This window comes from Caballeronia sp. HLA56 (assembly GCF_054655155.1).
The window spans coordinates 1-12,798 of the sequence record NZ_BAAHOB010000004.1 but is presented as its reverse complement, the minus strand read 5'-3'; the positions used below and the strand labels follow the sequence as shown (position 1 = coordinate 12,798).

The 12,798-nt window shown below is 58.6% G+C and carries 9 protein-coding genes and 4 pseudogenes; 5 read left to right on the top strand and 8 right to left on the bottom strand.

Going from position 1 to position 12,798, the window contains the following annotated elements; genetic code table 11:
• Positions 1-17: 17 nt before the first annotated feature.
• Positions 18-1,091, bottom strand: coding sequence for a phage integrase family protein (locus ACYQ47_RS16020; protein WP_459905941.1), 1,074 nt, complete (start codon positions 1,089-1,091; stop codon positions 18-20).
• Between the two features lie 716 nt (positions 1,092-1,807).
• Positions 1,808-2,299 carry a response regulator gene (locus ACYQ47_RS16015; RefSeq protein WP_459906499.1) on the bottom strand — a complete coding sequence of 164 codons (492 nt, stop codon included), beginning with the start codon at positions 2,297-2,299 and terminating at the stop codon, positions 1,808-1,810.
• A gap of 183 nt (positions 2,300-2,482) precedes the next feature.
• Between ACYQ47_RS16015 and ACYQ47_RS16010 the strand changes: the two genes are divergently transcribed.
• Complete coding sequence (locus tag ACYQ47_RS16010; RefSeq protein ID WP_459905940.1) at positions 2,483-2,968, top strand: ProQ/FinO family protein; 486 nt, start codon at positions 2,483-2,485, stop codon at positions 2,966-2,968.
• 565 nt (positions 2,969-3,533) lie between these two features.
• On the opposite strand, the pseudogene ACYQ47_RS16005 reads toward ACYQ47_RS16010, so the two are convergent.
• From ACYQ47_RS16005 to istA, 3 genes and pseudogenes are all read right to left on the bottom strand, one after another.
• Positions 3,534-3,827 (bottom strand): annotated as a pseudogene (locus ACYQ47_RS16005) (response regulator); the annotation flags it as partial.
• 84 nt (positions 3,828-3,911) lie between these two features.
• Positions 3,912-4,709 (bottom strand): IS21-like element helper ATPase IstB, encoded by a 798-nt coding sequence (istB, locus tag ACYQ47_RS16000; RefSeq protein WP_111483759.1) that lies wholly within the window; start codon positions 4,707-4,709, stop codon positions 3,912-3,914.
• Positions 4,702-6,205: pseudogene (istA, locus tag ACYQ47_RS15995) on the bottom strand (IS21 family transposase). Before istA ends, istB begins: the two are co-directional and overlap by 8 nt.
• Positions 6,206-7,167: 962 nt before the next feature.
• Between istA and ACYQ47_RS15990 the strand changes: the two are divergent.
• The 4 genes and pseudogenes from ACYQ47_RS15990 (at position 7,168) to ACYQ47_RS15975 (ending at position 10,423) form a co-directional block, all read left to right on the top strand.
• On the top strand, positions 7,168-7,563 hold the full coding sequence (locus tag ACYQ47_RS15990; RefSeq protein ID WP_459905939.1) for a response regulator: 396 nt from the start codon (positions 7,168-7,170) through the stop codon (positions 7,561-7,563).
• 500 nt (positions 7,564-8,063) lie between these two features.
• Positions 8,064-9,179 carry a sensor histidine kinase gene (locus ACYQ47_RS15985; RefSeq protein ID WP_459905938.1) on the top strand — a complete coding sequence of 372 codons (1,116 nt, stop codon included), beginning with the start codon at positions 8,064-8,066 and terminating at the stop codon, positions 9,177-9,179.
• A 205-nt stretch (positions 9,180-9,384) separates the two neighbouring features.
• Positions 9,385-10,023 (top strand): annotated as a pseudogene (locus ACYQ47_RS15980) (DDE-type integrase/transposase/recombinase); the annotation flags it as partial.
• 256 nt (positions 10,024-10,279) lie between these two features.
• Positions 10,280-10,423 carry a hypothetical protein gene (locus tag ACYQ47_RS15975; protein WP_459905937.1) on the top strand — a complete coding sequence of 48 codons (144 nt, stop codon included), beginning with the start codon at positions 10,280-10,282 and terminating at the stop codon, positions 10,421-10,423.
• 299 nt (positions 10,424-10,722) lie between these two features.
• Here the strand turns inward: ACYQ47_RS15975 and tnpC are convergent, their stop codons facing one another.
• From tnpC to ACYQ47_RS15960, 3 genes and pseudogenes are all read right to left on the bottom strand, one after another.
• A complete protein-coding gene (gene tnpC / locus ACYQ47_RS15970; RefSeq protein WP_459905936.1) occupies positions 10,723-12,132 on the bottom strand; it encodes an IS66 family transposase in 1,410 nt (469 codons plus the stop codon).
• A gap of 63 nt (positions 12,133-12,195) precedes the next feature.
• Complete coding sequence (gene tnpB, locus ACYQ47_RS15965; RefSeq protein ID WP_051154128.1) at positions 12,196-12,492, bottom strand: IS66 family insertion sequence element accessory protein TnpB; 297 nt, start codon at positions 12,490-12,492, stop codon at positions 12,196-12,198.
• 44 nt (positions 12,493-12,536) lie between these two features.
• A pseudogene (locus ACYQ47_RS15960) lies at positions 12,537-12,798 on the bottom strand (IS66 family insertion sequence element accessory protein TnpA); the annotation flags it as partial.

The following is a 12,798-nucleotide window of genomic DNA, read 5'->3' as shown; positions in this document are numbered from 1 at the left end:
CACGGGTTGCCCGCGAGCTAGCGCACCTCGACCAGCCAGGCGAAGGCGGCGCGAACTACGCGCACCGCATACGCCTGACTGTCGTCCGACAGTCCCTCGGGCGCAAAGGGCCGCCAACGGCCGCTCGTGCGGGCACGCTTCGGTCCCGTAAAGCTCGCGATCGGCGCTCGCAAAAAATCCTTGTAGGCCTCGCAGTCTTCCACCAGCAGCGACGAAAGCGCCTTTTGTCGAACGACCACGCTCCACAAAATCAGCCGTTCAAGCTCCCGCGTATAGGCGCGCAGGGTCACCGGCCGATCGCGATACCGGTGCAGGTACGCGTGCACGGCGGCCAGGTCGTGCTCGGCGCGAATGAAGGCGAAACTGCTCGCGCGGTTGATGCCTCGATGGAGTCCGTGGCCGCCCGATAACTCAGCCGGTACGGCAAGCTGCTCGAAGGGCGCCAGACGCGGCACCGCCGGATCGCCGCCCACCACGATGGCGACCGCCTCGCCCGCTGCGCGAAAGGTGACGTCGAGTGGCCTCGCATCGACGTCGTCCGCCACGCGCGCGCCGAGGCTTCGCTCATACCGACGCAGCCACGCCACCAGGGTCGCCGCGCGCAGCGGTCCAATGCGCGGCACGGATCGCCACCAGCTGCCGCCGCGCGCGTTGCAATACTCGATCAGGGCGCCCAGCGTGGTGATCCCCTCCCCGATCAGCCGTCGCGCGATCAGCGGCCGGAACCACAGCTCGACCGGGTGGGCAAATTCCGGCACGGCGGCCGCTAGGGTCGACGCCTGTTCGACCATGCGCAGCGTCATGGCGGTAAGCCCCGCGCTGCCGTGTTGTTTGATCGAGGCCTTCAGGTGATCGGCGAGCACCGATGAGCCATGTTTGAGCGCCAGGCTTACCAGGTCATCGCGCATCTGGCGCAGGTAGCGCTCGGTGGTCTCGGGGCTCGCCGCATGGGGGGCGCGTTCGACGTCGTAGTAGAGCCGCGCGATGGTGGCCGCGGGCACGCGCTGCACGAACGCGCGCAGCGCCGTGAAGTCGGTGCGGGTGTAGGTACGCGGCGTGGGCAGCGTCAATTGTTGGGGTTGATTGGCCATCGATTTGTCGCGTGCGTGCTCCCGCAGGTGCTCACCTCATCCATCAAACGTTGGCTTTCATGGCCGTGGCGTCGCCGGTCAGACACCACTACTTCGCCGGAAGGTCTCATCTTCCGATTCGTCGAAAACCCGCCTCTGCCCCCGTGCTAATGGGCCTTTGGCGGGGCGTAAATGACGCTCCCACTATTTTACTCATTAAAATCTTCACTGCTAATACGACTTATCAGGCTTTATAAGCGATAGCGTATCTAAATAATTGCGTTAATTTGAGGTGTTTGGGCTTAGGGAAACACGCGCAGTGCGGGGACAAATGGCTGTCAGATTCGTGTTGGAAAGTGTTAGGCCGCGCTGCACAACACCTACGGCGCAAAGGGGACGTAGCGTCGTCCAGGAGTTTTTGCCTGATAGATCAGTGACGGAGGATCCGGGCGTGCTCTGCCCTGCGCCCATTTCAGCGAATGCACCCATTACTGCGCTTTGACTTGGCGCAGCCTCGACGGCCGCGCCTAACGTAGAAAGTGTCCTGCCTCCGTTTCATTCAACAGCCAGACCTTGTTGGTCTGGCTCTCGCTCTGGCTGACCGACATCAGGCACGTCCGGAGGATTGTTTGGTGCCGGAGCGTCTGGCGTAAGCGGTTGACTGTCGGGAATGGTTGGATCGGACATCATGTACCTCCGTTGTAAAGCCACTTGGATTTTCGGATTAGCCGGAAAAATTATGTGTTCACCGGATCTGCATTTTTGGAAAGGCCCAGAGCGACGCGCCATTCCTCGAGTGCTCTTTCGAACGGACCGTAAGTAAGAGGTTTGCGCATATACCCGTCGAATGCAGGAAAGTCGTTGTCGTTCAAGTCAACCCTTCCGGTCACCGCGATCATGACGGCCTCTTGCGACGTACCCGTCATGCGAAGCCCTTCGCAGACTTCGCGGCCATCGCCATCCGGTAAGTCGACGTCGGCGAGGATGATGTCGAAGGAACGAGATTGAGCAAGAGCTCGCGCTGATTCGCAGTCGTGGGCGACAGCGGCTTGATGCCCCATCTTGGTGATGAGATCCGCCAAACTTTGTGCGAGGTCAGTCGTCGTCGAGGACCAGGACTTCCATGGCAATACTCCATTCGAAAAGAGGTCACGAGGGTGAGCATGTCGGTGCAAGGTTGATGCCAACGATGAGCGCTGCTGCTTTCCCCATAGGCGAGCTTTGTGCACGCAGTGTGGCGACTGTTTGCTATATGAGTTCGATCCAAACGGATGGCGATTTTTCACTGCCTACAAGCAGAGCCGGCCAATCGTCTCGATGTGTTCGCGGCGTCGTCACGGCTTGCGTCTCGTCTTGGGCAAAGTAAGCACCATCGCTGATAAACTCTTACCAATGAGTCTCAGGCGCACGCAATGGAATCGAAACAGCTCGCCGCGCTCAAGTTGGAACTCAATCAACGCGCAAAGGACCCAAGGGCGGATTCACACCCAACGTCAATGGCATCAGTCGGAGGACGGGCTATCAAGCAAGGACTCAAGCCGCCGCCAACGTCCCGTCATGCAGCCGAGCGCGCAGTCACGACGCTTCAGCGAAATTTCCCGCGTGCTTTTCCGCGAAATCCCGCACCCAAGGTTCCGCTCAAAGTCGGAGTTTTGAAGGACGTGCTTGCCCAGGCGGGGGCCCTCGGACTTAGCGAGCGAGACGTTCGTAACGGCGTGAAGCTATGGTGCAGCGGCCAACGCTATTGGACTTGTCTCGTTGAAGGTAGTGAACGTGTGGATCTCAACGGCGCAGTCACTGGTGTGGTCACCGAAACCGAAGCAGAGTATGCATTAACACAAGAAAGGGTTCGGCTTGCGCGCAGACGGGAACAGATGGAAAACAAGCAGCGGGGCTAATTCCGTTGACGCAACAGTACACACCTTTGACGCGTTTGCATCTCATCCCGCATTGAATGCAACTCCATGGAGCTTCGACTTAACTAATGGCACCCACAATTTGAAATGCGAAATGAGCGTCGGTCGCCATAGTAAGGTAGGCTTAAGCGCTACGTTCCAACCGTTAGTGAGTATTCGGCGCGTCCCACCTTGTTTGCCACTTGCAGAACCATTCCTGTAATCACGTTCTTCGTTTAACGCCCCAGACTCGCGTAAAAATGAGAATCGTCGGTGACGGCGAGCGAACGCCGCACAAGTTTGCCTCGCGTCGTGATCTGGGTTAGTTAAAAGGCTTCGATTGATTAACTCACAGGCTGAGCGGTCTCAGTTACGCCCAAGCGCAGTGGGAGGCTTATCCCGCTAGTGGCAGTAAGCGCCGACCCTGCCTACATCATGTGGACTCGCCGCTGTCGCTGAGTCTCGCGTAAATCCGTTGACCAGGGCCACGCCTCGAAACCAAGTCCCTGGCGTTTTTGAGCTTAGTTGTCAAGTGTTCTGCCGGGCGCCACGAGTCGCAATAACGCGATCAAGACTTGTGGCGAGTTGCCTTTGCGACAATAGGCGTCAATGCCCGCCGGCATGCCCTGCACCAGAACATCCTCTTCGAAAGAGAGGTATGGGCAATGATAGGCACCCGCGTGCAGTGCGATAGCTTGCGCAATTCCTGAGCTACGCGAAAGCCGCTCATGATCGGCATTTCCATGTCGAGTAGCACCACACCAGGCATCCAATGCCGGGTAATCTCAAAGCACTCGACGCAATCGGCCATTTGCGCCTCGAAACCCTCAAGCTGTAAAACAGCGACCAGTGCCTGAGCGAAGTCGCGGTCGTCTGTTGATTTTCACGGAGTCTTAACCCACCGTTTTCATCTAAATTTGACCCACCTCGAGACAGCGTAGTACATCTATTCCGGTGTGGATAACTCTTCGTTTCCAGCCGGTTTTGCTGCTCTTTTTCTCGTTGCCTTCGCCTTGGCAGAACTGGTCCTGAAGCGCCACGATTCATTGCCGGTCTCGACGATATGGCAGTGATGCGTAACCCGGTCCAGCAGCGCTGTCGTCATCTTTGCATCCCCGAACACGGTCGCCCATTCGCCGAAGCTGAGATTGGTCGTGATCGCGACACTCGTGTGCTCGTACAGCTTTGAGAGCAGATGGAACAACAATGCACCACCGGTCTGGCTGAACGGCAGATAGCCCAGTTCATCGAGAATCACCAGATCGACGTACATCAGCTTGTGTGCGATCTGGCCTTGTTTGCCGGTCGATTTCTCCTGCTCTAGCGCGTTGGTCAGCTCGACAGTTGAGAAGTAACGCACACGCTTGCCGTGGCGCTGTACGGCCTCGATTCCGATTGCCGAGGCAAGGTGCGTCTTGCCGGTGCCTGGGCCGCCGATGAACACGACGTTGTGTGCGCTCGCGAGAAACGACAGTTCGCTGAGTTCACGAACCAGCGCTTCATCAACTTGTGCCTGTGCGAAGTCGAAGCCTTTCAGGTCGCGGTGAGCCGGGAAACGTGCGGCGGTCATCTGGTAGGCGATCGAGCGTACCTGCCGTTCGGCGGTCTCCGCCATCAACAGCTGCTTCATGAAGCGCTCCGGCTCGAAGTCAGTGTGACGCGCCTGTGCCAGCAGCTCCGGCCAGGTGCTCGCCATGCCGTGCAGTTTGAGGCCCTTGAGCTGGGCAATGATGTCGTTAGACATGACGATCCTCCGGTGGGTTGGCGCGTAGCGTCTCGTAGCGGCTCACGTCAGCCGCCGGCTCTTCCTTGAGCTGAAGTTTCGTCGTGGCGGGAGTGGCACTCGTGACGGGCGCCTTCAGCCGGCTCAGCACGTTCAGGACGTGCTCGCCACTTGGACGCCCTGAATCCAGCGCAGCCTGTACCGCAAGCAGCACGGCATCAAGCCCATGTTCGCGCACGGCCGAGAGCACTTGGGTCATGACGCGATCCCCGCCCGGGTGTTTCAGCAGGTGCCGCTGCAACAGCTGCAGCGGCTGCGGCATCGTTATGAAGGGCGCCCCGTTGCGTAGCGCGCCGGGTTTGCGCTCGACCAGCGTGATGTAGTGTCGCCAGTCGTAAAAGGTCATGTGCCGCTCGAAGCTGCGTTCGTGACGGGCGATCTCCTGGGCGTCGGCGACGACACTGAGATACGCCGGATAGCAGCGCACGCTTACCAACTGGTTCGTGTATTCGGTGGGCACGCTGTAGCGGTTGCGCTGGACGTGGATCAGGCTGGTCGACGAGACGCGCAAGGTCTGCTCGACATAGCCGTCGAACGGCCGTGGATTGGGCATCAGCCGGGTGCGCTCGTCCTGCAACACGTCCTCGACTGTCAGCTCGGGCCATTGCGGGTGCCGCATGTGCCAGGCTTCGCGACACTGGCCGGCAACCCATTCGTTCAGGATCTCCAGCGTCTCCCAGCGCCGTAGCGCTGCTTCGTGCCAGATCTGCCGTCGGCGGTCCTGAACGTTCTTCTCGACGATGCCTTTCTCCCAGCCTGCCGCTCTTACAGAAATCCGGCTCGAACAGGTAGTGGCTGCACATCGCTTCAAAGCGGGCGTTGACCGCGCGCTCCTTGCCGCGACCGACCTTGTCCACGGCGGTCTTCATGTTGTCGTAGATGCCGCGCCGGGGCACACCGCCGAACGCGGCGAATGCACGGGCGTGCGCGTCGAACAGCATCTCGTGACTCTGGGTGGGATAGGCGACGAGCCAGAACGCGCGGCTGGCGTTCAGTTTGACGTGGGCAACCTCCAGGCGCCGCCGCAGGCCGCCGACGAAGGCGTATTCGCAGCTCCAGTCGAACTGGAAGGCTTCGCCGGGTTCGAAGGCGAGTGGCACGTAGGCCTTCCTGCGCGGGGCTTCGGCCTGCTCCTTGTGCCAGCGCCTCACAAACGCGCTGACGCGGCCGTAGCTGCCCGCGTAACCCTCGCCGCGGATCGCCTCGAACATGAATCGCGCGGTGCGCCGGTCACGCTTCGGTCGATGACTGTCCGCCCGCAGCCAGCCCGTCAGCTGTGCGGCCCACTCGTCCACGACGCTCGGGCTGACGCGCTTCGGATACTTCGGCTCGACAGCATCGGTCTGCCGCAGCCAACTGCGCACCGTGTTTCGGGACAGGCCCGTACGCCTCGCAATCTCGCGCAGCGGGACCTTCTCGCGGAAATACATCCGCCTGATCTTGGCCAATAAGCCCACCGTGATCACCTTTGTATCCCCTGCTCAAAGATTGAGCAGGACATTCAATCACGTGGGTCAAAATTCGATGAAAATTACGCCCCTTAGTGGGTCTGTTCTGCGTGAACATCAACAGCTCTGTTTCAGAAAGCGGACGCGATAGAGGGTGTGGATGACCGTTGGACATCGAAGAACGTCGTTCGCCTGGCGTGGCGTTCAACGTCCGCTCCGGGTCAATCAGAGCCTCCCGTCGTCGGGCTCAGTCGGATGGCGACTTTGGAATTCTCGCGAGCCGCGACGTCGCGTTCCAGTTCGTGGTTTGTTGCGCTGTCGCCTACGTAGACAGAGAGCGCCTCCCGGTCCCGCCAATCTCGCTGCCATTCTCCAGCCACTCGTGGCCACTCCGCCCGATGCTCACGACGCAGCGGTGACGCGACGACAACTAAAAGCGACCTCGCTCCCGTTTTGGTTGCCTTTTGTATCCTTATGAACGTAAAACCCGGTTGGTCCCGGGTCAGCTTCTCAACGTCTGGCGGACCGACGATTCCTGCTTCGACGATTTCCCAGGTACGCGGAATAACATAAGAACCGAAGACCTGGCGCAACTGGATCACACCTCGGCGCAAGCGCTTCGCAAAAACCTTCGGGACCCGCGCCGTCGCGCGGGATACCCGCTAATGTCGTTCAGTCGATGCTTGAGCACGCTGGCGGCAGACGGCCTCGATCCTAGGTTAAGGCGGAAATGCCGCAGACGCTGGAGGAAGCGGCACGCTCTTACGCCGGTCACGACGCGCTCAACTGATCTCTTAGATGCGTCCTCGGTCAGGCGTGTTTAGGAAGGGAGCAAAGTGGCATGTACGAGAAAGCGCCGTTATGATCGCGCGCAAGACGGCGATGAAACTGGTTAATGTGCCTTGCGGCCCGGTTGGTCAGGCATACGGCATGCGCCAACTCATTACTCGCAGGTCAACCATGGGATCAAAATGTCGTCTTCTAGCGGACCACTCGCTCCGCGCCCCAAGTCTGTTTTACTTATCGACGACGAGCCAGACATTCTTCACGTTTGGGCGATGGTATTTGAGATGGAGGGCTTGACGGTGAGTACGGCAGCAAACGGACGTGAAGGGCTGGCGCGGGCGCGTGAACTTCGGCCCGACGTGATCATCTGCGACTTCATGATGCCAGATCTGAACGGAGTTGAAGTGTGCCGCCAAATACGTAAAGATAGGACACTAAAGGGCATTGCTGTCATCCTCTGGTCGGCGGCCAGAGGCATCGACGCTGAGGATTGGGCCGACATGGTCGTCGAGAAACCTGTGCGTATCGAGGCTTTCATTGCCGACGTTAAATTGCTAGCGAGCAAACGTGCCGAATTATGAGCGATACCATGGCATAGCTCTGGAATAGTCACACCAAGTTCTGTGTCGAAGTAGCGGAAGTCTTGGCCAAGGTCAGCCCATCCATCGAAGCGCACTGTTAGTCTCCGTATGGCAAATTGATCCACGTTGGACTGAGGAATGTCACGCTGTCAGATGAGAGCAACGGCTGGACCTGCAACCGAAATCGGTGAATATGCCACTGTGGACGCGCTTCCACCTGGCAATCACCACGCGTCATAAGCGGTTCGAGGCGAATCAGCTTATTTAACGTAATTGCCGAATGCCAACGTTACATGTTTTTCCGATGCCGGATAATAAATAACTTTCTTGGCCTCTCAATCTCAACTTCTGCTTTGACTTGGCGATTCAACGAATCGCCCTTGCTCAAATCGCTCGTTGTTTGCGCGTCGTCTTCTGTAGTCCTTCTTTACGCAAATCCTTTCAATCCCTCGACACTTTGTCAGCGATAGGGTTGCACGTTTGTTGGGGGAAAAAACGCCATGATGCACAACTTCCTGTCGAACAACCGAAACATCCTCCTTGAGCGATGCCAAGCGAGGGTGGCGAGCCGGAGCGAACGAGAAGCGACCCCTGAGCAGCTTGCAAACGGGGTGCCGATGTTTCTCGATCAGCTAATCAAAACGCTTCGCATTGAGCAAAGTGACGACCCGCTTGCAAGCCGTGAGGTTTCTGGTGCGGTCAGCGACGTTAAGACAGAATCCGAAATCGGGGCGGCGGCGAGCTTGCATGGGAGGTCCTTACATGAACTTGGCTACTCAATCGACCAAGTCGTGAATGACTATGGCGATCTTTGTCAAGTCGTTACTGCATTGGCGCAGGAGCGGAACGTTCCGTTCAAAATTGAGGAGTTCCAGTGTTTGAACCGCTGTCTCGACACTGCGATCGCCAAAGCGGTCACTGAATTCGCTTATCAACAAAGTCGGGTTGCAACGCAAGAACACAAGCAGAATCTCAAAGAGCATATGGGCGAGCTGACGCATGAACTCCGAAATGCGTTAGGCGTGGCAAGGAACGCCTTCAATGCCGCAAGAACCGGAAACCTTAGCCTTACAGGAGCGACTGGATCGATGCTCGATCGTGGCCTCAATATGATGCAAGGGCTCATCGATCGGTCTCTTAATGAAATTAAGGCTGCAGATTGTAGCGAACCAGCATCCCTAGCTGATTTCATCACCGAAGTGGCAAATGCTGCCCACCTCGCGTCACAGGTGCGAGGCGTGCAGTTCAGAGTGCTAGCGGTGGACGAAAAACTCGCCTTTTGCGCGGATCGCGATGCACTGTATGCCGCGCTCGGCAATCTATTGCAAAACGCATTCAAGTTCACCCGCCCACGCAGCGTGGTGACGCTGCGTGCATTCAGCGTAGGCGGTCGGATCCTTATCGACGTGAAGGATCATTGCGGCGGGCTACCACTCGATACACAGGCAATGTTTGAGCCGTTCACGCAGCAATCAGAAGATAAAACCGGTCTTGGTCTCGGGCTATCAGTAACAAAGAAGATCGTGGAAACATATGACGGCGTCCTTCGGGTCAAGAACCGTCCGGGGGTCGGTTGCGTCTTCACGATTGATCTTCCTCGCTACGAAGTGAAATGAGCGGCAGGGCAATTTCCATTGATTACTGCCCGTTGAAAACGCTGAAGGTTTGCTCGTGCGCTATGCGCGTCGTCTTTCTTGAGACGACACACGAGGATGGGTCCCGCAGCAGGCGTGCGGCGCCACGCTTCGTTGAAGTAGGTGTAGAGGTGCGTGAATTCCGCTACTGGGTGCACTTATTCCGCTATGCAGCGAATTGCGGTGTGAGGTTCCAGTGAATGCGAAACGTGTTTATCGCGTGATGCGCCAGCACGATTTGTTGCTTTACAGGAGGCCTGCGAGGCCGAGCATCGAGCGTCGGCATGAAGGTACGGTGGCGATGCCCAGAAGCAATCAGCGATGGTGCTCTGACGGCTTCGAGTTTCGTTGCGACAACGGCGCGCCGCTGCGCGTGACGTTCGCACTCGATTGCTGTGACCGCGAAGCGATCAGCTGGGCAGCGACGACAGGCGGTCATAGCGGTGACGTTGTGCGCGATGTCATGCTGGCGACTGTCGAACATCGTTTCGGGAACGTTCGCAAAGCGCCCGCGCAAATCGAATGGCTCAGCGACAACAGTTCGGGTTACATTGCCGAAAAGACCCGCGCGTTCGCTTCAGATATTGGTCTCAAGCCGTTGACCACGCCCGTATGCAGCCCGCAGAGCAATGGCATGGCAGAAAGCTTCGTCAAGACGATGAAGCGCGATTCCGTTTCGTTCATGCCGAAGCCGGACACGGCGACCGCCGTGCGCAATCTGGCCGTCGCATTCGAACACCACAACGACAAACACCCGCGTAGCGCGCTGAAATACCGCTCGCCGCGCGAGTTCCGACCTAAAGCCGGTTCATCAACCTTGGTGTGAGATGGTGTCCGGAACTACGGGGGCGAATCCATGGGCATCGTCCGCCTGCGCGCGCACTATATCGTCTAAAACCTGCAGTACCGGAATAAGCGCACTAGACCCGGGTAGTAGCAGAATTAGCGCGCACAATACATGGGTTGCGCCTCGGCAACAGCATTGAAGAAGTTCAAGAGTCACGATAATGTGCGGGAAATTAACGAGTTGTCGGCCATTTCCTATTAGCGTTATCTGCGAACCCAGTAGCAGAATTAAACATATGCCGACAGACGTTGTCCAGTCAATCCTCGGCCACGCCTTCCTGCAAACAACTTCGATCACCAAGGCGGAAAGGCGCCGCAAGCTCGAGGCGGCCGCGCAGTACTACGCCGATGATGACGGGTGGGATGAAAATGAGCGTTAGGCAGAGCCGGGCACGTTTCCGGTAAGCTCCCCAGATCTGCTTCTGACGTTGGAAAAGCAGAGTTAGGTAAGCCTAAGCTTGCGAGCTAGACGGATAAACGCCAAAAACTTTGGACTAACTGATGGAGCGAGGCTTTGCTTATCCTCTACCCCGTGCCAGCAAGCGGTGGACTAACGGGGTCCCTCTGGTTGGACCTCACCGACAAAGAGGCGGATTTGATTGCGACCACGAAAAACTTTGGCTCGACCCATACCGTTGAGCTGGACAACGCGGGACGCGGTGGGATCCGCATCGAATTCTCAGGCGGCAATGCGAGTGGCCGTCGCACGAGCGCCTCGCGGTGAGCCCGCAAACGTCCAGTTGACTCTTCCAAGCGCAATCGGCCTGATCTGCCGTTCCAACGCGTTGTTGTCGGGTAGCAGAACACCGCTCTCTGTGTAGCGAATCAGCGCTTGCCAATGACGTAACGCGTAGCCGAACGCTTTGGCGAGCGGCGCCTGAGTCGGCAAACCGATGACGTTGCCTTCCAACCATTGCCGGAACTTTGCAAGTACCGGTAAGGCCTCAGTTTGCCGCGCCGCATATTTGACGTCGGGCGTCCGATGGTTGATTCGGGACTCGATGGCGTATAGCTGGGCGATCCACTGCAGTGCCTGTGCCGCGAGCCCCGGTTTGCTTTGGGTCTTGGCGATTTCAAAGAACCGACGGCGGCAATGCGCCCAGCAACCGACCGCGATGATGTCGCCCGTCTCGTAGAGCGCCTCGTGCCCGCTGTATGCATCGGCCTGCAAGTAGCCTTTGTACGTTCGCAGGTAACTTTGCGGATTCGAGCCCGCGCGCGACTCTGCGAACTCGAACACGACCCCCGGAGGGTGATCGACCCAGACGCCATTCTCCTCGCGTTGGCCCGCACCCAGGTAGCCCCATAATCGCGCAGTACGGGTGGTCTTACGACCCTTCTCGAGCAAAGGCAGTGTCGTGTCGTCGACGTGCATGCGCGGTGCCTGCAGTTGGTGTGAACGCAGCGACGGCATAAGCGCAGCGAGTAATTCTGCTGCGGCCAACTTCCATTCACACAGCGTGGCCCGCGGCAGGTGAATACCGCGACGCGCATAGCGCATCTCTTGCCGATTTAACGGTAGATGATCAACGTAGGTGTTGACCAGGATGTTGGCGAGCAAACTCGCGCTCGCGTTACTCTTGGGCAGCGGCGAGGGCTGAGCGCTCGCCGTCACGATGGTCGACTCGCCATCCTTCTTCGCCGCATACTTGAAGCGGATGTGTTCGATGACTGTGAGCCTTGACGGCTCATAATGCAGCGTCTCGCTACGCTCTTCGCCGATGCGCTCAAGCGCGTCGAATGCGGCCTTCTGTTCGTCGCTCAGGTCATATTCGACGCGCGTGCGTGGCAGGTCCTTTGGCAATGCGGGGCGTCCCCGGCGAGCGTGCCCCGTGACAGGGACCTTCGCCGGCTCCGGAGGGAGAGGCATATCCATGGCGGCGTCGAACAATTCGGCCTGACCCGCCAAGCGCTCAGAACTCGCGCCGAAGCGAGCGCGATTGAGCTGCGCGATCTGATGATGCAGGCTCTCCAGTTGCTCCCACAACACGCACGCGAGCCGATTCTGTTCGAGTGCAAAGGCTTGCAGAGCCTCGAGCTCCAGTGGCAGATCCCCGGCAGTGATGGTGGCGGGCAACATACCAACCATGATGCCCAACTCGTGCGACGTTTACAAGCTTCGTGAGCCCTGAATTACGCGCGATTCAGGCGCTTACGCAACGCGCGTCACCGCGACGGCGCGATGAGGTTCGCGCGCTGGAATCTCTATACCTTCGAGCCATGCATTGAGCTCCGCGAGCGTGAATCCACGTTGCGCCAGCGCCGCGGGCGATGGGAAATGCCCATGTTCAAGCCGCTTGTACCAGAGCGCGAACCCCGTGCGATCCCAATACAGGCACTTCACCTTCGTGCGGTCCCGGCCGACGAACACGAATAGGTTGCCCGAGGCCGGCTTCTGCGCAAGAAGCGGTTCGACCAGATACGACAGCGTGTCGATTGACTTGCGCATGTCGACAGGCTCGCGGCAGATGTAAGCTCGGACGTCAGCGGCGATCAGCACCGTGCACCGCCAAGCTGTCCGAGCACGAAGCGCACAATGCGCTCAGCATGCACGCCACTCAATTCGATGCGAACGCCGGCGATCGATAACGTGACGCGATCACGCGTCGATGATAATGGCGTATCGGCTGACCCAGATGATGATGTCGCCGCAGGCTCACCTTCGAGGTGAGCAATGACAAACGCGGCGTCGGCCGTCACAGCCAGCCGACTCGTTGAAGGCGTTTCGCCCGTAAACTTCTTGCGCCACAACCCG